Annotated in this window: 16 protein-coding genes; 5 read left to right on the forward strand and 11 right to left on the reverse strand. The window is 57.5% G+C overall.

From position 1 onward, the window contains the following. Positions 1–20: 20 nt before the first annotated feature. Both HPDFL43_RS13035 and HPDFL43_RS13040 read left to right on the forward strand, forming a co-directional pair. Positions 21–242: a DUF1289 domain-containing protein gene (locus HPDFL43_RS13035; protein ID WP_210165657.1), complete on the forward strand. Its 222-nt coding sequence runs from the start codon at positions 21–23 to the stop codon at positions 240–242. A 5-nt stretch (positions 243–247) separates the two neighbouring features. Further along, a complete protein-coding gene (locus tag HPDFL43_RS13040) occupies positions 248–937 on the forward strand; it encodes a TIGR02281 family clan AA aspartic protease (RefSeq protein WP_007197819.1) in 690 nt (229 codons plus the stop codon). 43 nt (positions 938–980) lie between these two features. On the opposite strand, the gene HPDFL43_RS13045 is transcribed toward HPDFL43_RS13040, so the two are convergent. Further along, on the reverse strand, positions 981–1,799 hold the full coding sequence (locus tag HPDFL43_RS13045; RefSeq protein WP_007197820.1) for a sulfite exporter TauE/SafE family protein: 819 nt from the start codon (positions 1,797–1,799) through the stop codon (positions 981–983). Positions 1,800–2,046: 247 nt separating this feature from the next. Further along, positions 2,047–3,189, reverse strand: a complete 1,143-nt coding sequence (locus HPDFL43_RS13050) for an extensin-like domain-containing protein (RefSeq protein ID WP_245271049.1) — start codon at positions 3,187–3,189, stop codon at positions 2,047–2,049. 230 nt (positions 3,190–3,419) lie between these two features. Between HPDFL43_RS13050 and HPDFL43_RS13055 the strand changes: the two genes are divergently transcribed. Then, complete coding sequence (locus HPDFL43_RS13055; RefSeq protein WP_007197825.1) at positions 3,420–3,797, forward strand: acyl-CoA thioesterase; 378 nt, start codon at positions 3,420–3,422, stop codon at positions 3,795–3,797. A 95-nt stretch (positions 3,798–3,892) separates the two neighbouring features. On the opposite strand, the gene HPDFL43_RS13060 is transcribed toward HPDFL43_RS13055, so the two are convergent. Both HPDFL43_RS13060 and dusA read right to left on the reverse strand, forming a co-directional pair. Then, positions 3,893–4,723: a class I SAM-dependent methyltransferase gene (locus HPDFL43_RS13060; RefSeq protein WP_156970273.1), complete on the reverse strand. Its 831-nt coding sequence runs from the start codon at positions 4,721–4,723 to the stop codon at positions 3,893–3,895. 40 nt (positions 4,724–4,763) lie between these two features. After that, positions 4,764–5,774, reverse strand: a complete 1,011-nt coding sequence (gene dusA, locus HPDFL43_RS13065; RefSeq protein ID WP_007197827.1) for a tRNA dihydrouridine(20/20a) synthase DusA — start codon at positions 5,772–5,774, stop codon at positions 4,764–4,766. Between the two features lie 116 nt (positions 5,775–5,890). Here dusA and HPDFL43_RS13070 point away from each other — a divergent pair, with 116 nt between their 5' ends. Next, a complete protein-coding gene (locus HPDFL43_RS13070; RefSeq protein ID WP_007197828.1) occupies positions 5,891–6,985 on the forward strand; it encodes a site-specific integrase in 1,095 nt (364 codons plus the stop codon). Positions 6,986–7,290: 305 nt separating this feature from the next. On the opposite strand, the gene HPDFL43_RS21420 is transcribed toward HPDFL43_RS13070, so the two are convergent. From HPDFL43_RS21420 to HPDFL43_RS13105, 7 genes are all read right to left on the reverse strand, one after another. Continuing rightward, positions 7,291–8,124, reverse strand: coding sequence for a 4'-phosphopantetheinyl transferase family protein (locus HPDFL43_RS21420; RefSeq protein ID WP_007197829.1), 834 nt, complete (start codon positions 8,122–8,124; stop codon positions 7,291–7,293). A gap of 26 nt (positions 8,125–8,150) precedes the next feature. Further along, positions 8,151–9,062, reverse strand: a complete 912-nt coding sequence (locus tag HPDFL43_RS13080) for a cupin-like domain-containing protein (protein ID WP_007197830.1) — start codon at positions 9,060–9,062, stop codon at positions 8,151–8,153. Beyond that, positions 9,059–13,276 (reverse strand): Pls/PosA family non-ribosomal peptide synthetase, encoded by a 4,218-nt coding sequence (locus HPDFL43_RS13085; RefSeq protein ID WP_007197831.1) that lies wholly within the window; start codon positions 13,274–13,276, stop codon positions 9,059–9,061. Before HPDFL43_RS13085 ends, HPDFL43_RS13080 begins: the two co-directional genes overlap by 4 nt. Beyond that, positions 13,273–14,526, reverse strand: a complete 1,254-nt coding sequence (ectB, locus tag HPDFL43_RS13090; RefSeq protein ID WP_084594657.1) for a diaminobutyrate--2-oxoglutarate transaminase — start codon at positions 14,524–14,526, stop codon at positions 13,273–13,275. Before ectB ends, HPDFL43_RS13085 begins: the two co-directional genes overlap by 4 nt. A 261-nt stretch (positions 14,527–14,787) precedes the next feature. Further along, complete coding sequence (locus HPDFL43_RS13095) at positions 14,788–15,441, reverse strand: response regulator (protein ID WP_007197833.1); 654 nt, start codon at positions 15,439–15,441, stop codon at positions 14,788–14,790. Beyond that, positions 15,434–16,855, reverse strand: a complete 1,422-nt coding sequence (locus HPDFL43_RS13100) for a sensor histidine kinase (RefSeq protein WP_156970275.1) — start codon at positions 16,853–16,855, stop codon at positions 15,434–15,436. Before HPDFL43_RS13100 ends, HPDFL43_RS13095 begins: the two co-directional genes overlap by 8 nt. A 196-nt stretch (positions 16,856–17,051) precedes the next feature. Continuing rightward, a protein-coding gene (locus tag HPDFL43_RS13105; protein WP_156970276.1) for an IS3 family transposase occupies positions 17,052–18,178 on the reverse strand; the annotation gives its coding sequence in 2 pieces (ribosomal slippage) (positions 17,052–17,914 and positions 17,914–18,178; 1,128 coding nt in all). 801 nt (positions 18,179–18,979) lie between these two features. Between HPDFL43_RS13105 and HPDFL43_RS13115 the strand changes: the two genes are divergently transcribed. Next, complete coding sequence (locus HPDFL43_RS13115) at positions 18,980–19,315, forward strand: hypothetical protein (RefSeq protein WP_040449230.1); 336 nt, start codon at positions 18,980–18,982, stop codon at positions 19,313–19,315. Positions 19,316–19,457: the final 142 nt, after the last annotated feature.

The following is a 19,457-nucleotide window of genomic DNA, read 5'->3' on the forward strand; positions in this document are numbered from 1 at the left end:
CGGCCCGAGAGAAGATGACCATACAGTCGCCCTGCATCCTTGTTTGTTCGATCGACGAGACCACCGGCTATTGCTTCGGATGCGGGCGCAGCCGTGATGAAATCGGCAGCTGGATGGTCTTCTCGGATGAGATCCGCAGCCGCGTCATGGCGGAATTGCCAGCACGTCTTGAGACAATGGAACGCAAACCACGCCGCGAAACCCGGCGTCAGCGCTTGGCGCGCGAACGCCAGGTCGACTGAGCCAGATGGCCTTCGTTCTCACCCTGCTCGCCGCGGTTCTGGGTCTTCTGATCTTCAACCATGAAACCGGCGTGAGCTTCGGCCTTCCCAATGACGACTTTGCAAGCCTGGTCTATCTCGGGCTGTTTGGCGCAGTGGTTGGTGCCGGTGTGATCGGCGCACACCGCGACATGGGCGAGATGTTCAAGAATCTCATGATCTGGCTCGTGATCATTCTGGGACTTCTCACGGGATGGCTGTATCGCGACCAGGCCGAGCAGATCGCCCTCAACCTGGCAGCCGAACTCGTTCCTGGCAGGCCGATGGTGCTGAACGACAGCCAGGGCCAGGCGGTTTCGATCCGCAAATCGCTCAACGGACATTTTGATGCAGCAGGCATGGTCAACGGAGCGCAGATCGACTTCCTGATCGACACCGGCGCAACCACGATCGCCCTGTCTCACGCCGATGCGCTGCGCGTTGGCTTCAGTGATCGAGATCTCAACTACACACTCATCATCAACACCGCCAACGGCCAGGCCCGCGCCGCACCCGTGCGCATTGAAAGCGTCACCATCGGTTCGATCAGCCGGACCGGGCTTCGCGCCATGGTCGCCGAACCCGGCAAACTGGACCAAAGCCTGCTGGGTATGAACTTCATCTCAAGCCTGACCGCCTTTGAAATGCGAAAAGGCGAAGTCATCTTGCGGGATTGACTGAAAACAGATTCAGAAGCCTGTCAGGTGGCAAGGCCACATCTCAGATCAGACTGTAGAAAAACCGAGCCGCAACCAGCAGGATGAAGATACCGAAGCCGACTTCCAGCTGCCGCTTGTCGAGAGAATGGGCAAGCCTGACACCGAGCGGGGCAATCAGCAGCGTGATCGGAATGATCAGCGCCACCGCGATCCAATTGACATAGCCTGTGGAAAATGGCGGCAGGCCGGACGCGCCCAAGCCAGCCCAGACATAGCCGAACAGACCCGGTATCGAAATCAGCACGCCGACACCGGCCGAGGTGGCCACCGCCTGGTGCACAGGGCGGCCGAACAGCGTCATGAAGGTGTTGTTGAGGACCCCGCCGCCAATTCCCATCAAAGCCGACAAGAGCCCGAGCACCACGCCGACAGCGGCGCGCATCGGGTTTGGCGGAAGATCCGCACCGAGCCGCCAGCTCTCTCTGTTCAACAACATGCGAATTCCGACGATTACGGAGATAATGGCAAAAATGGCGCGCAGGCCACCGCTTGATACCGACGCAGCGATCAGAGACGCCGCAACGACACCCAGCGGCACCGGGACAATCCAACTCTTCAAAAGCTCGAGATCAACGGAGCCGCGCAGCTTGTGCGACAGGAGTGAACGGATGGAGGTTGGAACGATGATCGCAAGCGACGTTCCGATCGCCAGATGCATCCGCACCGCCTCATCAACACCCAGCAACCCGAAAACCTGATAGAACACCGGCACAAGAATCGCACCGCCACCAATGCCGAAAAGGCCGGCAAGAAAGCCGGCCAGGGCCCCGGCAGCGGTCAGTGCGACGGCAAACCAGATCAACTCTTCCAAAGGTGGCATTGGGCTTGATTTCCTTCCAGACTGGCGAGCGCCATGCCCGGTCGACCGGCGCGGCGCAATATTCGCGCACACGTCATCAAACCGAGACATTTTTCAAGCATTGTTTTGAGAATGCAGCGTCATAACGCTGTGTCGCCCCGGACTGCCGGTTTCCCCCCGCACGACCGGACCGGAGGCTTCTACCCCCGCTCGGGATCACGCCCCATCAGCCTGAGCGGGACTTGGGTCGGCTTGTCCGGCCATTTTTCTACAAATCGCAGTGACGATAACTGGTCTTGCGGGTCCTGAGATCAAAGTGGAAATGATCCTTGTGGTGTACGTCGCTGCCTGGCCCCAGCACGGTGGTGAAATATTTGCAGCTGTCAGCGCGAACCGTGTTGAGCAGGCTCTTTTCACGAAACGAGAAAAGACCCGGCTTGCGCACCTTGATAGCCTTGCCGTTGTTCAGTGTGATCTTGCCGATGTCGATGGCATTGCCCGAAGCATGTTCCGACATGGGCGCACCACGCTTGGAGTTCATCGTGCGGCAGGAATAGGCAGACATCTGGTGGATCGAACGCACACCCGAGACATATCGCAGCCTTGCAGCGGGTGCGAGTTCCTTCTTTACCCATTGGGCGAAGGCATCCGTGATGGCGCAATTGAGCTTGGCCGCAGGCTTGATCTCGATGCCGCCCGACAGTTTGGTCAATTCGATCGGGTGGGGAATGGAGCAGCCCGGACCATTGCTGATCGGCGGCAGATCCCGGTAGGTGACACCCAACCGCTTGAGCCGCTTGCGGCAAGCCTTCTCAGAGGCAGGCATTCCTCCCGCCCATTCGGGCTTGGCCATCGGGTTGGATATGCGGGGCAAAAGACCGGCCAGCTGGCGTGGCTTCTCTTCGACCACAACAGGTTCACTCTCAACCCGCGCAGGCTCGATCGGTGTGATCTGAACACGATCGGGCGTGCCCGCCGCTTCGAGCTCTTCAAAGCTCGGAATTGCAACAAGCTGTGGCTGGTCGGTGCCGATACCGGTGACGACAGGCTGGTTCGAATTGCCTTCGGGCAATGCCGCCGTAATACCAGTCATGTCCACGCCATCCGATACAGGATAGGCCAGCACATTCTGAGCCGGCATGTCCGGACCCGAGGGCGCTGAGGAAATGAAGGCCGTCTCGTTGGGAGAGGATATCGCAGACGAAGACGACACCGGCGATATCGTCTGAGGAATGAAGGGCGCGGCCGGTTCAACACGCATGACGGGAGCACTCTGCGAGAGCTCAAGCACATCGCCGGGAGGCACCAGCCCGCCCTCACCCGAACAGCCAGCACCGACGCCGGCGGCAGCCAACACAATACTCATGGCCACCAGCCGGACGCGGCGCGATCCGGAAACGCAATACAACATGGATGGCTCCATTCACCCCAGACAGACCATGACAATCGCATGGAAGGGTAAAGGAAGCCTGACGCTGGCGGTTAACAACTGGGGCAATTTCAAGGCGGAGCCGCACCCGCTCACAACCGCCGGCCGGCTCTCATCCCCGCCTTCGGGCCATCCCCAGCTTTCGGGCAACAACCGTCTAGGCGCAGCCGCCCTGCCGCTTTAAACAGGAAGGGCAAGGCAAGGAGACAGATATGAGCAAACCGACCGGTGAACTGACATTGCGAACCCTGGCAATGCCTGCCGACGCCAATGCCGCGGGCGATATTTTCGGCGGCTGGGTGATGGCGCAGATGGACCTTGCCTGCGGCATCCGCGCCGCCGAGCGCGCCCGGGGACGCGTGGTCACCGCTGCGGTCAACGAGATGTCATTCGCCATGCCGGTCAAGATCGGTGACACGCTGTGCATCTACACCGACATCGTCAAGACCGGCCGGACCTCCATGACCTTGCTGGTCGAAGCCTGGGCGCAACGCTACCTCTCGCCAAAGATGGACAAGGTGACCAACGGGCTGTTCGTGATGGTCGCGCTCGATTCGGACGGCAAACCCACGCCGCTGCCTGCCGAATAGGTCCCAGCGTCAGGACGGCAGGGTGAGCGCGCGCAAAGCCTCACAGGAGACACTCAACAGCGAGCAACAAGACGTCGCGTTGCACGTTTGTCGAATCAGGCCTGGTTCCGCTTTCCCGGCTTCTTTTTGCGCCCGGATTTTGGATCACCCATCTTGTACAAATACAATTTGGTCTTGCGCCGGTCCGGCAGCTCCCAGACTTCATCCGGTTCAACGCCCGGCACCGGAAAGCTGTTGGACACCAGCAGACTGCCAGGCTTCATCTCGGCCTTGGCTTTTTCATAGAGTGCCGGCATCGGTTCGGTCGACAGGAAGGCATAGACCAGGTCTTCCTGCGCCAGGCCCGTGGACCAGATGTCCTGCCGCAGGATCCGGCCGCGGCCGGTCAATCTCGACAGGACCGCAGACAACAGCCAGACCATCGGCGCGGTTTCAACGCCACGCGCAACCCTGCCCTCACCATCAAGCGCGCGCACCACGCCACCAAGGCCAGAACCAAGATCGATAAACCGCGTTCCACCACGCTGCCGCATCAACGACAAAAGCGCATCCGCGGTTCTCTTGTTGCTGAGATAAAGCGGTACCCGCTCCCGCGCGGTGTTGGAGAAGAAGAGATAAAGCGCAACAAACGCCACCCCAAACGGCAAGGCTGGCAAATCACCTGCATCGAGCGCGAGGGTGAGAGCGGCGGGAAAGCAAAACCCGATCCAGATCCACCAGACCGGAAGACCGATCAGCCAGGACAACAGGGCAGCAGCGATGCATTGCGCCGCAAGCCCACCCCAGAACAGGATCTGCACATTGAACGCCGACTCGCCCACCCAACCGGCAAGCACCATGCCACCGGCCAGGACGATCAGGCCGGCCGCGATCTGCGCAACCAGCGCGCCGAGAATTGGGTAGGCACGAACTGCTTTCGCCACCATTTTCATACCCTGTCAGGTGATCCTATCATGCGACAAACGATCAGGCTGCTACGGCCAAGTCGTTGAAATCGATCTCGTCAAAAGCTCTTGCAATGACGTCCGGTCCGGCACCCGGCTTCGTGCTTTCAGTGGACAGGATCTGCCGGAACCGCCGCGCGCCACGCACCCCCTGAAACAGTCCGACCATATGCCGTGTGACATGATTGAGCCGTCCGCCGGAAGCGACATGCGCATCCGCATGAGCCATCATGGCCTCACACACCGCGCGCCAATCCACAGCTGCAACGTCATCACCATAGATCAGCCGGTCAACCCCCGTAAGCATCTGTGCATTGTGGTAGGCGGCGCGGCCGATCATGACCCCGTCAACATGATTCAAATGCTCAAGCGCCTGATTCAGATCTTCAACACCACCGTTTAAACCGATGAAGACATTGGGATAATCCTGCTTGAGCCGATACACCCGATCATAATCCAGCGGCGGAACATCACGGTTCTCCTTGGGCGACAGACCTTCAAGCCAGGCCTTGCGCGCATGCACCCAGATCGCATCCGCTCCAACCTGAATGACCGCTTCAGTCAGCGCCGAAAGGGCGATTTCGGGATCCTGCTCATCCACACCAATGCGGCATTTGACGGTGACCGGCACATCACCGCTGGCGGCTTTCATGGCCGCGATGCAGCGCGCCACAAGATCCGGTTCGCGCATCAGGCAGGCACCAAAAGTGCCCGACTGAACCCGGTCGGACGGGCAGCCGACATTGAGATTGATTTCATCATAACCGAACCCGCCAGCGATCCGCACCGCCTCGGCCAGCTTCTGCGGATCGGACCCGCCAAGCTGAAGCGCCACCGGATGCTCGACCGCGTCAAACCCCAACAGCCGCTCACGATCACCATGGATCGCTGCGTCCGCTACAACCATCTCGGTGTAAAGCAGAGCATGCCGCGTCAACTGCCGATGGAGAAACCGGCAATGCCGGTCCGTCCAATCCATCATGGGGGCGATTGCGAAGATTTTCTCTTTATTTTTCAATGATTTGTGATACATTGCAAGGAGATCATTTCATGAACGGCGTGCACTCAAATGGACGAATTTGCACGCTTTTGTACCCGTTTTGATCGCTATGTGCACGTTTTTTGCACGCTCACAAGGGAGTGCACGACATGGCCACAATCTTCAAGACTCGGCAGGGACATTGGCGAGCTCAAGTCAGACGGAAGGGAAAATATGTATCCAATACGTTTCGTCTCAAGACACAAGCCCATGAATGGGTTCGCGATATAGAGCACCTGATTGACATCGGCGGCGAACCAAAAAGGCAATCGGGACGCAGGGCGCAGACGGTCGGAGCTTTGGTAGACCTCCACCTTGAAGACCTTAAGGAGGTCGGTCGTGCAATTCGCCGCTCCAAGATGGCCGTTATGGAAGCACTCAAGCGGGACCTGGGCACTGTTCGGATTGATCGACTGGACCGTGCCCGGCTTATCCAATACGGCAAGCAGCGCGCCGCAGAAGGCGCCGGCCCGGTAACGTTGGCGGTAGATCTTTCCTATCTCCGCACGGTTCTGACCCATGCCGCTGCGGTCCATGGCGTCCATGTGGACACAGAGAGCATTCGCCTGGCGCGTACCGCCCTAGCCCGCCTTGGCCTCGTGGGCAGGTCACACGAACGCGACAGACGCCCGACCGAAGACGAAATCGATGCCCTGCTCGGCTACTTCGACAACAAGACCAACATGATCATCCCCATGGGCCGGATCGTCCGTTTCGCAATCGCCACCGCCATGCGGCAGGAGGAGGTCTGCAAGATCGAATGGTCTGATGTCGATCTGTCCAAACGTGTGGTGACGATCAGGAACAGGAAGGACCCGCGCAACAAGGAAGGCAACCACCAAAAGGTTCCTTTGCTGAACTTGACCGGGATTGATGCTTGGCAGTTGCTTCTGGAGCAGAAAGTACTGACCGGCGGAATCGGCCGATGTTTTCCGTATCACTCCAAATCCGTGGGAACAGCTTTCAGGCGCGCGCGAAAGCACCTGGGAATCGAGGACCTCAGATTCCACGACCTTCGCCACGAAGCTACGAGCAGGCTGTTCGAGGCTGGCCTTTCAATCGAACGCGTCGCCCTGGTGACTGGCCACAAAGATTGGAAGATGCTGCGTCGGTACACTCATCTCAAGCCAGAAGACCTGCACAAGGAGCAGACCAAACCGCAACCATCGGAAACTGAGTTTCTGGCTGAACTCGCGTCCCGATAACTGTTTCTCGCCAAACCGGCTTCTCGTCAGCAAAAGCCCGACTGTGTTTCGGCGTGCAGAATATGTTCATTTAATCAAAAACTAAGGTATCTTCGTTGTATAAAGGTAACATCACCCGCTCCAAACATCTTCCATAGCACCCAGAACCAAAATGGGCGGCTCGGTTTTCTGGGCGCAGCCTGCAATTGTCTGCCGATAACCCTGCGGGGCATTTCCATAGTGTCGGCGCATGGCCGCAGGTGGAAGCTGGGCCGACCACCACCTTGAACTGATGCACTTGCGCTCTATCCGGGATAAACCCTGCGTCATGTCGCAACGAACTCCCCTAGCCATGGCAGTCTGGCGGCGCCCGCGTCTACGGTAACCGGCTCGGCCCCCTCCAATGCGATAGCGCCGACATGGCCCGGCGACACAGAAAACCTCTGAAAGAAATAAGGCGTGGGAATAGTCTGACCAGAAGGCTGCCGTTGCAGGCATGCTGGGGTCAGCGCCACTGCGAAACTGACGGGATCCAATGAAAAGCCTTGCCCGGTCGCTTTCATGTATGCTTCCTTCATTGTCCAGAAATCATAGAACCGCATCGAACGCAGCGACGGCGGCGCTGCGATGACATCGGCACGCTCGGACGGCGCAAAGAAGCGTTCCATGACCTCGAAGGGGGCGGCGCGCGCGATCCATTCGATATCAACGCCGACCTCCCGATCCAGCGTCATCGCAACGGCCGCCAGATCGTGAGTGTGGCTCAGGTTGATGCAGACACGTGCAATGCCCGGCGGGCAAACCGGCTCAGGTTTGCCGTTCGGTCCATGGGTGAACTGCAATTCTCTTGGATCCCGACCGGTCACATGCGCCAGCATCCCTCGGAGAAGGGCATGGGCAGCCACATATGTTCGTCTGTGGGACGCGTCATGAAACCGGGCCGCTTTGGCTTGTTCCGTTTCAGACAGAAGCCCGGCCAATTGCGTCTGCTGCATATCATCAAGCCCGCCGATCGCCAACCAACGCAAAACCACATGGTTTGTCTTCAATTCAAAGTCGGCGCGCCCTTTTGGGAAGCCAACGCAGGACATTGGGCGCTCTAGCACTGTTGCGTTGTGCGCGAGCCCGTCGCCTTTCCCCTGTATCCGCGACGTTTCCATGATCAAACCGTCTCCGGCCTCGGGGTTCAGGTTGTCGCGAAATGAAGCTTGGCAATTTCGGACGCGGAAAGGGCTGGATTGCCGGTGGCGCGATGGAAATACTGCAGGATCTCGAATTCGGAGTCGCTTTCCCATGCACCGTTCAGATATTCTTGGAACTTTGCCGACCCGCGCTGATGCACGAAATTCCAGGTGATCGAGACCGAGTCCTCGATGGCCAGAACGTCGTGCAGCCACCCGTTCGGGATGTAGATCATCTCACCGGGCTCGACGATGCCATGAAAATCGGGTTCAACCGAAAGCGCATCGATCTGGTCCTCGCGGACGTCGATGAAGCCGCCGAAGGAAGAGCCATCCTTTGCCTTGCTCAATTCCGCCGCCCGCTCTGGCCGATAGAGCGCGGCCTCCTTGGTGCCGTAGAACTGGCAGACCACAGCATCACTGCAGAAGGGATCGCGGTGCATGCGTGTGCGCGCCCCGCGCGCTGCCACCAGAAGGCCCCTGTACGGGAAGGCGTCCAAAACAGGATCGGTCCCTGCCCCGGCGCCACTCACAGGCACGACCAATTCGTTTCCGGGCAGACATTGGGGTCTTCGCCAAGCAGAGGCAACGCGGGCAAATGCCTCGTCGCCCCAGGCAAATTCGACATCGCGCAACTTATTGTACCAGCGGATATAAGGCGTGTCGTCTTCCATATCGCCATCAAGACCAAACCAGGTGTCGACGTAATCCTCCAGCGTCTGAACATCATCGAGTTCGAAAAGCGAGCCGTACACCAGTGCGGTCAGATCGCCAATCCGCCGGGTCAACGCGTCGGGCTTCCATTCGTCTGCATCGAAATCCAATCCAGTTACAACCACGGGCTGGTTTCCGCGAATGTACGTTTCAACGAATTTCTCCACCGAGGGCATTGAGACTTTCTCGATCGGCTGTGTCATTGCAGCGCTCCTTTCTTCATGCTTACTGCGATATCTTTTCCGGTTACGTCCCGGGCCGGGTTGCCAATCCACCGTGTTCCCTCTTCGACCAACGTACCTTTCATCAAGAAGGCGTCGGCATCGAGTGATCCACCCTGCTGCATTTCGGCCCCGTAGTGGACAAAGCCCCCAACACCGACGGTGCAGCGCCGGCCAAGCCGGATGCGATCGGACTTGAACGTGCCATCCTCCAGCGAGTGGCATTGCAGGACAGACCGGTAGTTCAGGGTCGTGCCATCGCCGATTTCGGTCAGGCTGGGCTCGGTCATGCCAGCGCCATCGTCAAAGACCCCACGGCCAACCAACATACCCTGCAACCTGAGGAAGAAGGGTTTCATTGGGGTGCCGTTGAAGACCACGAGGAAGGCATTGTAGTTCAGCTTCCAGAACCGTTCATGCGCCCAGAATTTCGGATCATATAGCGAGCAATATTGCGGCTCTAAGCGTTTGAACCTGCTGACAATCCGTTCGCACAAGATCGAAAACACGGCCCCGACGAAAACGAACGCGACACCCGCGGCGGTCAACGCAAGAGATGTGAAGACCGCTGTGGCCGACCCGAAGACCGCGAACCCCAAAAGGACAAGACCAAGGCCAATGGCCGTCAACAACCACGAGCGCAACAGGTAAAGGCCCAAGGTCACCAGGTTCGAGCGCAACTTCATGCGCAGACGCGCTTCAAAAATGCCTGGCATCTTGAAATGGTCGAACCTGCGATCGCGTACGACGGAACGCGGGATCTCGAAAGCGGGCGAACCGAGCAGGCCCACTTCACGCCGCTCCGGCCCGTCGATCGGGATCGCGGCCTTGGTCGCAATCAGGCAATTCGGCCCAAGTTTCGAATCCGCCGGATAATGCACGACATTCCCCACATACGTGTCAGGGGGCATGGAGACCTGTCGCAGGCGAAACGCCGTGGCCGAGGTTTCCATGTTCATCATCAGCAGACCGTCCGAAACCAAGGTGTTGCGGCCAAAGGAGCACAAAAACGGTGAATGGTGCCGCTGATCCACCCCGAAATTGGATCCGTTCTGAGTGGATTTCGACAGATCATAGCCCACAAGGGACAGCCAATGAACAATCATGGAGCTGTCACCGAAGAGTGTATTGAGCAGGCGGTTGTTGCTGAGCCGCGCAATGGTTCGGGACAGCTCATATTGCAGACCATAAAGCGGGTGCGACACTTCGGGCGCGACGAACAGGTTCAAGAGCCGCGGGACGCTGAGGATCACCGCAATAGCGGCCAACAGTCCCCCGAAATAGATCTGCGCTGCCGCCAAGCCCAAGCTAGCCAAGGCGCCCATCACGCCCGCACCGAACGATGTGCTTGTCATCCCCAGACCTAAGTTGGCCACAAGCATGGCCAAGATGGTCGTCGACGGCAAGCTTACAAGGAACAGGACCAACAGGCTCGTTGAAGTGAAGCTCAGTATACGAAGCCTCGAAACCGACCGTGGTATGACACGGTTAAAATTTGAAGAGCTAGGCTCCGCCGGAGAGCCTTGCCAGACCTCACCTGACGGGATCATTTGCCCCTGAAGCAGAGCCGAGGTCGTGCCAAGTTGGCTGCCATCGCCGATCTCGGTGTTGATATCAAGAACAGTCGCTTCACACAAAAGAACGCCCGAGCCGATGCTGACCCGACCCGGATAGATATAGCCGTTGTCGGATGTGTACCCCTGGAAAACGGCATCTTGCCGTATGACGGTGTTCGAGCCGACCGAAATCAGGTCCGTACAGACCGGGGGCAGCGACATGATCACCGTATCGCGACCAACCTGCATGCCAAGCAGACGCAGAAACACTGAGTAAACTGGCGTTCCAATAAACAGGACAAGTGGGTTCGAGCGGATTGCGCGTTGTGCTGTCCAAAACCTCAGGTAGCCAAGGCTGTAAACACGGATGGGCTCTGTCGTAAACCGCCCGACAGCGATCCATTTGACCGCGATCAGGCCGAGGGAAGTACCAATGAAAAGCCCTGCCGCGGCGATCACCGTGCGAATGTAAAGATCGAGCATGCCGGTCGCGACGACAGCCCACTCGTACCCCAGGACCGCACCGTATGTGACCGCAAAGATCGAAGCCGCGTAAATGACAGATTGCGCGAAACCTGTAGCTATGCGGGCTGCAAGAGACGGGATATGCCGCTCAGCCGCATGCGCGTCGCTGGTCCGTTTTGTCGGTTGGGACACCACCTTCATCTGCGCCCCATATGGCGACACTTTCTCAGACCTGGTCTTTTTAGGCCGGGCATCATCACTCAGCCTGTCCAGCTCGATCGCCAAATCAGCTATGGTCGTATGCTCATAAAGCTTGCGCATGGTGATGCGGCGAATGCCAAGCTGTTTGCGAATGGTGGTCACGTAACTGGCAAGTTTCAAAGAGTCCGCACCAAGCTCATCAAAGAAATCCGCCTCGACCGAGACACTTTCCAAATCCAGAGTATTGGCCAAAAGATGCGCCAGCTCGGCTTCCATCTCCGTACGCGGTTCAACCACCTCAACTGCATTGGCAACGAAGCGAGTCATCGACGGTTTGGGCAGGGCTCTGCGATCGACCTTGTCGCTTGCAAGCATGGGAATGCTTTCCAAACGCTCGTAGAAGACGGGCACCATATAATCTGGCAGCGCGGCTCGCAGCACCGCGTCCACGGCATCCACGTCGACTGTCCCACCCGGTTGATCGGACGTAAGGTACGCGACAAGAGCCTTATCCTGTCCCTCTGGCGTTTGCGGCTCGACAACAGCCTGACCGACGCCGGGAACCCCACGGGCCAGGGCCTCGATCTCGCCAAGCTCAATGCGATAGCCGCGGATCTTGACCTGTGTGTCGATGCGCCCCAGATACTTTATCTCGCCCGCCTCTGTGAAACGGCCAAGATCGCCTGTGTGATAGATGCAGCCGCCTGGATTGTCGGCAAGTCCGTAGGTATCTGGGCTAAGCGCCTTCGCTGTTTGATCGGGACGGTTTACATACCCATCGAAAACGGCGGGGCCGGCGATGCAGACCTCGCCGGGAATTCCCTCTCCCAGGGCTTCGCCTGTATCGGGATCAATCACCAGAACGGAATATGTCGGCAAAGGTCCGCCAATTGTTATTGGTTTGCCAGGCTTAAGAACTGACCAGGTCGCGGTCACAGTCGTCTCGGTCGGACCATAGACATTCAGAATGCGCCGCCCGTCTGCGAACCACGGCTGGATCAGGTCCTGCGGGCAGGCCTCCCCAGAGACAATCAACAAGCGCAAAAGCGGCAGCTCAGACTTGATTGTGCCTAGAAGCGTTGGCACAGCGCACATCGCCGTAACGCGGTACTCAACAAGAAAGCTATGCAGATCATCGCCAACCAACTTGCCCTCGGGCGGCGCGGGAACAAGCGTGGCTCTGCTCAAAAGCGGCACCCAGATTTCCTCGAACGAATAGTCGAACGCAACGGTAAGGCTCTGATAAACCCGGTCAGTGGGTCGGTAGCCATAGTGGGTCGCCGCGACATCCAGGAAAGTGCTGATCTGAGACTGTCGGATTGGAACGCCTTTAGGCTTCCCGGTTGTCCCCGAGGTGTAGATCACATAGGCAAGGGGGTCGCCCTGCCCCGACGCGGGTGCAAATGACCGCGCCGAGCACTTTGAAATCTCGGGAAAATGCGAATCCAAAGCCAGAACGAGCATCTTTTCCGATGAAACCAGCGCTTCGTATTGGCTAAGCGTCACCACGGCATCGACCGCGCTATCCTCAAGAATGAATGCGATCCGATCCATCGGAAACGCAGCGTCGAGCGGGACAAAGGCCGCTTCGAGTTTGGACAGCGCAAGAACCGTGGCGTAAAGATCAATCGACCGCTCCAATAGCAAAGCCACGATACTGCCGCGACCGACCCCCCGGGATTGCAGGAACCTCGCCATGCGATTGGCCCGGGACTGGAGATCTGAATAGCTGTACGACGCTTCGCCATAGTCGACAGCGACCTGCCGCCCGGCGTCTCGGCCCATGCTTTTGCAGACCCTGTCAAAGGCAAGGTGCAGACGTGCCGGCGCCGTTGTCAGGTCATATCCATCCCCATCACTGACCAGGACATAACCTTTGCCAGAAGGGCCCTGATCAAGTCGCCATGAGGGTTGAAAATCCTCGACATGTGCCGGCACCCGCGCCTTGCGGGACCTAAGAAGCGTTCCGATCATGACAGTCTCCGGGTCTCGGCCTCAACGGCGTCTGACAGGATCGCAAGACCTTGGCTGAGAACTTCGTCCGGGGTGGTCAACGGGGCCAAAACCTTGACCACTTCACCATAAGAGCCTGACGTTTCGATGATCAGGCCGTTTTCAAAACAACGCTTGGAGATCGCCGAGGCGCGCTCGCCCGTACCTACGTCCAGCCCCAAGAACATGCCCCGTCCCTTGACCCGGTACTCGGGCGTAAGCCTCGCCAGGCTCCAGAGAGTTTGATAGACTAACTGCCCACGACGCTTGACGTCTGCCGTCAGGTTGCCGTTTGACCAGAATTTCCGGATCGTCTCGGCAGCCGTCACAAAGGCCATGCAATTGCCGCGGAACGTCCCGTTGTGTTCGCCCGGCAGCCATTGATCATATTCCGGTTTCATCAAAACCAGAGACATTGGAAGACCAATGCCCGACAATGACTTGGACAATGTGATAATGTCCGGCTCGATCCCGAACTCTTCGAAGCTGAAGAAGCTGCCGGTGCGACCGCAGCCCGCCTGAATGTCGTCAACGATCAGGAGCGCACCATGCTTGCGCGCAACCTCTGCAATACTGCGCACCCAGTCCTTTGACGCGGCGTTTAAGCCGCCCTCGCCCTGAACCGTTTCCAAAAGGAACGCAGCAGGCTTGTCGAAACCGCTTGAGGGATCGCTAAGCGATCTGTCGAGCAGATCAGCCGTATCGATGTGCACGCCGAAGAAGCCATCGAAATGCGCGCGCATGACATTCGTCAATGGCACATGGGCTCCCGCACGGTGATGCGAATTTCCTGTTGCTGCCAAAGAGCCAAGCGAAACCCCGTGAAACCCGCCGGTGAATGCAACAATCTGCGAGCGGCCAGTGACTTTGCGCACCAGCTTCATTGCGGCCTCTACGGCATTGGTCCCAGTCGGCCCTGCAAATTGTAACCGATAAGAAAGGGAACGCGGGCGAAGTATCTTGTGCGCGAAGGTTTCGATAAAACCTTCCTTGGCCTGCGTATGAAGATCAAGGCCAAGCGTCACGCCGTTAAAGCCGATATACTCCTTCAGGCAGTCAACCAGGTCGGGGTCGTTGTGACCATAGTTCAAAGCCGAGCAGCCAGCCAGAAAGTCGATGTATTTCCGACCGTTCGACGCAACCATATGGCTGCCCAAAGCGCTGACGAATGTTGTTGTGAAGTTCCTGCAATAGCTGCGGACTTCCGACTCGATTTTTGTGGGGTTTGGCATTTTCGGCGGCTGGGTCGAAACAAGTTGAACGTTCATGACTTTCTCCTGGACACGTGCGCGTTGGCTGCGACGTAACCATTTGACAGTCGATGGGGCGGCCTGCGTATCGGCGACAGTCCGGTCTTTTTTCGGACCATTCGCCACCGAAGGTCTGACGATATGCCGGAGAGTTAGGACCTTAGTCCCAAGTAGAAACTTGCCACAAGCAAAATAGCATGAGCCGCCCAGTGGGCAGGCTCGGAAACCGGCCTGCCCGACGGCTCAGACCGAATCAGAAAGACCTCGGTCGCGCGCAAGCAGCGCAGCTTCCACACGGTTGCGAACATGCAGCTTTTGCAGAATGTTCGTCATGTAGTGCTTGATGGTTTTTTCCTGCAAATCAAGTGCCGCGCCCACTTCCTTGTTGCTTAGCCCGTTCGCCACCAATTGAAGGATCTGCTCTTCCCTACGGGTCAGATTATCGATAGGGTGTTCTGGCTTTTTGGTCGTGTTGTTTGTGGCCACGGTCAAAAGGCGCACGGCGAGATCGGGTGAGATATAAGATTGGCCAGACGCAACACTGGACAAGGCCTCGACCAGCTGTGCGGCACCAATCCCCTTGAGGATGTAACCCGAGGCCCCCGCCTCCAAGGCATCACTCACGTTCTCATCTGCCTCCGAAACGGTCAGCATCACGATCTTGACAGTCGGGAAGGTTGCGTTGATTCGCCGCGCCGCGTTTATGCCGCCCCCTGGCATAGAGATATCAAGGCAAACAATGTCGGGCAGATGCGTTTCGACAAGGTCAAAGGCATCCTCCGCGCACCCACACTCACCCACGACTTCAAAGAAATCCGCCTCGTTCAGGCTTCTTGCCACGCCTTCCCGGAACAGCGGATGGTCATCAACCACGACAATTGTATAAACATTACTCATCGCTGTTCTTTTCGGTTTCGGCCAACGTCATGACAAGCCGAGTCCCTCTACCAGGGGCCGTATCAATCGTGAACGTTCCGCCTTGGCTTTCGACACGCTCACGCAAACCACGCAAGCCCAGTCCAACATTCTTTCGTTTTTCAAGCGGATCAAACCCCGGCCCCTGATCTACGACCGCGACCGTTAGGCGACCAGATTCAAAGCGGCTTTGGACCCTCTGTCCAACCCCGTCCGCATGGCGAAAGGCGTTGTTCAGTGCCTCCTGCACGAACCGAAAGATACAGATGCGGGCCGCGTTATCAAATCCCCTGCCCGGCTGGCCTTCAAACAACAGCTCCACGGTGGTCTGTGTCCTCTTTTCATGGGCCTGAGCGGCCATGCTAATCACCTCGTAGACGTCTTTCTGATCGATTTCCGGCAAACTCAACCCGCGACACACATTCCGTATTTCCGACAAGGCATCGGACAAGGCCGTTTTAATCCGCGAGGCCTCAACCTCTTGCGACGCGTCGGTCTGGAGCCCGTCCAAACGCAAAGATGCAAAGGCGACGGACTGCGCCGCGCCATCGTGGAGTTCTGCGCTGATCCGTTTCAGATACTGTTCATTCAGTTCACTGACACCCGATGACGCAGCTTGCATGCGGCGATGCAAGGCATCGTTCTGGGCCGAAAACCGGGACAGTTGTTCATACCGCATGTGCAAGGCCTTCTTCTGTCGCTCGATCACATGGCTGCCTTTGCGGACAATTCCAAAAAGCAGTGCGAACATGGAAATACTCACGCCAGCAACCAGCAGCCATGCCTCCAGCCGAGCGCGCAGAAGATCCCGTTCAAGTTCGGTTGCAATTTGATAGAACTCGGCCACGGCGATAATCTCGCCCGTATAGATCGAATGGATCGGATTATAAACTTCAAGCAGTGGCAAATCCAGCGAACGCTCCGCTGCATCCTCATGGTCGTTGAGATCATCGAATGCCGCGCTCAACTCGCCTTGCCAAGCCGCTGCCAAAGGCGGACTAGGCTCAAACCGTTGCCCGACTATTCCGGGGTCAGTGGCAAAAGAGACCAGGCCTCCATCGCGCCAAATCTTTACCGACAGAATGCGTTCCGAAAGGGGCGGCTTTTCGAAAATCTCCCGGAGGGTGTCTTCGGTATCCTGCGACAGGGCCGCATTGCTGCCAAGTTGCTGCGAGAGTGGCGCAACAAAGCTTTCCATGAACAAAGCCGTCGATATCGCCGAATTCCGCACGACGGATTCCTCGATCTCTCGACTTGTCCACCACCCAAGGATCACCATACCGATCAACATGACAATACTGCCCGCCGCAGCAAAGCGCGAATGCAAAGAAAGGTCACCACCAAAAGCGATAGTGCCAGGGGGTCTTTCCAATTGTTCGATCGCTGGTCCGTACACCGAAGTATATCCTCCCCCGACTTTTCATCACGTTTTACACTTGCGATCATCGGACTTAAGTCCAGACATAAAAAGAATTTTTGCGCTAAAGTTTGCCTCGCAGCATCTTGCCGCCGGTTCTCACACTCCAACTGAGGCCAAGCTAGCGAAGCCAATTCTTTCTGGCGTGCCCCCATCGGGTGGTCCGGTTTGATTGTTAGTGCATCGTTGGCCTCTGGTCCAACGGAACGATGCTTTCCGGCGCGGGTGGGCGGTAGCCCAGAGCGCTGTGCGGCCTGATCGTGTTGTAGTGGTTGCGCCATTTTTCGATCAGGATTTGTGCCTCTCTTAGGCTGTAGAAGATTTCACCGTTGAGCAGCTCGTCCCGGAACCTGGCGTTGAAGCTTTCGCAGTATCCGTTCGCCCATGGCGATCCGGGCTTAATGTAGGCTGTCTTAGCGCCGACCGCTCCAATCCAATCCCGCACCTTCTGAGCAATGAACTCGGGGCCATTGTCGGATCTTATATATTCCGGTGGCCCGCGCAGGATGAACAGGTCCGTCAGCGCGTCCAGCACGTCGGTTGAGTTAAGTTTGCGATCGACGCGGATCATAAGCGCCTCCCTGGTGTATTCATCGATGATGTTCAGTGTCCGATAGACGCGACCATCGGCGGTGCGATCCTGCACGAAGTCATAGGACCAGACATGGTTGGGCCGCTCAGGCCGCAGACGCACGCAGGAGCCATCGTTCAGCCAGAGCCGTCCTTTCTTCTTCTGCTTTTGCGGGACCTTCAGCCCTTCACGTCGCCAGATGCGCTCGACCCGCTTGTGGTTCACCTGCCAGCCTGCATTGTTCAGCATGCCGGTGACCATGCGGTAGCCATAGCGCCCATATTGATCGGCCAGTTCGATGATGTCATCGGTCAGCCGCTCTTCATCGGCCCGGCCCTGGGGCACCTTGCGTTGCGTGGACCGGTGCTGCCCGAGCGTGCGGCAGGCGCGGCGTTCCGATACGCCAAGCTCCTGCCGCACATGGTCGATGCACTTGCGGCGACGTGAAGGGCTCAGAAGTTTCCCCGTGCCGCCTCGGTCAGAATGAGCTTATCCAGCGTCAGGTCAGACACGGCCCGCCGCAGCCGCTGGTTCTCTTTCTCCAGTTCCTTCAGTCGCGCAAGCTGAGACCTGCCCATCCCGCCATAGAGCTTCCGCAACCTGTAGAACGTCTGCTGCGTGACGCCGATCTGGCGCACGGCTTCCGCAACCGTCATTCCTTGTCCTTGCAGCACTTCTACCTGCCGAAGCTTCGATACGATCTCTTCGGGCTTCTCTCGTTTCCCAGCCATCGCTGATCCTCCAATTACGGGACAAACCTATCCCAGTTGGTGGACCACTTTCAGGGGGCTACTCCAGTAGGACTGGAACACCATCGATACCTTACACGCATCTGAAACCGGAAGACCTGCACAAGGCGCAGACCAAATCCCAGCTCTCTGAAACAGACTTCCTGGCTGAGCTTACTTTGAGGTGATTTCAGCGCCTTACTCACCCAAGGCTTCGCCCAAAGCCGCGCAGTCAAGGCCGCGCCAGCTTCAACCGGCGCGCCGCGAAGCGGGCAACGCGCCTTGACGGAAGGCTTGGCGATGCAAACTCGCAGAAGGGGCTGCAATCCAAAGTCAGAAAGCAGGCACCAAATTTAGCCAGAATTTTCAAACGCCTAAATCGCCTGAAACACCAACGAAAAATGAATGGGATCAAAAAGCCTTTTGAAAACAATGCACTGACCCGACCTTGGTGCCAAACCTTTATCTTGCCCTCCTAATCGGGCCTCTAACCCGCTGACCAATCACAACAAATCCACATCCATCCATCATTTCGGATACTTTCGAAACAGACCTAGGATTCTTCGCGTTCACCCGATCAAACGCATTGAGCACTGATCAGGAGACAACCCCAACGGCCAGTCCCGCTTGCTTTCATTTTCAGATGTGACACCTTAAACCATGAAACAGTCGGGGATAGCTGCCGATTGATTTGCATCGCCGAAATGCATATCGAATTAGGCCTTCGGTTCGAGCTCTTTGGATCCGTACCGTTCATGGTTCGCCATATCGAGCAATCTCAAAACCAGCATCCAGGGAACTCAAATGATCACTCGCTACGCGTTGTTTAAGGGTCACGTTGCACCCAGCCAATTCGATCAATTCAAGCAGGTAGTGATGGAAGATCTGCTGCCGACCTGGCTGGTCTATCCCGGGGTTAGTGAAGTGCGCGTCAGCTTCGGATACGGCAAGGACGATGCAGCACCTGAATGTCCATTGATCCTTGCCATGGATTTTCCCGATCAACACGCGCTTGACAAAGCACTTGAAAGTCAAGAACGGTTGGCGAGCCGTGCTGAAACCCAACGCGTGCTGCCGGGCCTGTTCGATGGGCAGATTTTTCATTATCTGACTGAAACCGAGACCAGGCGCGGAAACTGAACTGCCCGCGCTGATGTTCATCCGAATCCTATTTTCCGGCCAATTGCTTCAAGCGCCCCAATAACATCAGGCAAACCCAAGAAACGCTTCCTCAGCAAATCCTCTGCAAGCTTCAGTCGCAAAGATTCCATTTGACAGAATT

The organism is Hoeflea phototrophica DFL-43, from assembly GCF_000154705.2.
Taxonomy (GTDB): Bacteria; Pseudomonadota; Alphaproteobacteria; order Rhizobiales; family Rhizobiaceae; genus Hoeflea; species Hoeflea phototrophica.

Excerpts from the sequence above, each read along its gene's own strand:
- HPDFL43_RS13070 (WP_007197828.1), top strand. The coding sequence starts at position 5,891 with ATGGCCACAATCTTCAAGACTCGGCAGGGACATTGGCGAGCTCAAGTC.
- dusA (WP_007197827.1), bottom strand. The coding sequence starts at position 5,774 with ATGTATCACAAATCATTGAAAAATAAAGAGAAAATCTTCGCAATCGCC.
- ectB (WP_084594657.1), bottom strand. The coding sequence starts at position 14,526 with ATGCCAAACCCCACAAAAATCGAGTCGGAAGTCCGCAGCTATTGCAGG.
- HPDFL43_RS13115 (WP_040449230.1), top strand. The coding sequence starts at position 18,980 with ATGATCACTCGCTACGCGTTGTTTAAGGGTCACGTTGCACCCAGCCAA.
- HPDFL43_RS13085 (WP_007197831.1), bottom strand. The coding sequence starts at position 13,276 with ATGATCGGAACGCTTCTTAGGTCCCGCAAGGCGCGGGTGCCGGCACAT.
- HPDFL43_RS13050 (WP_245271049.1), bottom strand. The coding sequence starts at position 3,189 with ATGTTGTATTGCGTTTCCGGATCGCGCCGCGTCCGGCTGGTGGCCATG.
- HPDFL43_RS13080 (WP_007197830.1), bottom strand. The coding sequence starts at position 9,062 with ATGACACAGCCGATCGAGAAAGTCTCAATGCCCTCGGTGGAGAAATTC.
- HPDFL43_RS13055 (WP_007197825.1), top strand. The coding sequence starts at position 3,420 with ATGAGCAAACCGACCGGTGAACTGACATTGCGAACCCTGGCAATGCCT.
- HPDFL43_RS13095 (WP_007197833.1), bottom strand. The coding sequence starts at position 15,441 with ATGAGTAATGTTTATACAATTGTCGTGGTTGATGACCATCCGCTGTTC.
- HPDFL43_RS13060 (WP_156970273.1), bottom strand. The coding sequence starts at position 4,723 with ATGGTGGCGAAAGCAGTTCGTGCCTACCCAATTCTCGGCGCGCTGGTT.
- HPDFL43_RS13045 (WP_007197820.1), bottom strand. The coding sequence starts at position 1,799 with ATGCCACCTTTGGAAGAGTTGATCTGGTTTGCCGTCGCACTGACCGCT.
- HPDFL43_RS13040 (WP_007197819.1), top strand. The coding sequence starts at position 248 with ATGGCCTTCGTTCTCACCCTGCTCGCCGCGGTTCTGGGTCTTCTGATC.
- HPDFL43_RS21420 (WP_007197829.1), bottom strand. The coding sequence starts at position 8,124 with ATGGAAACGTCGCGGATACAGGGGAAAGGCGACGGGCTCGCGCACAAC.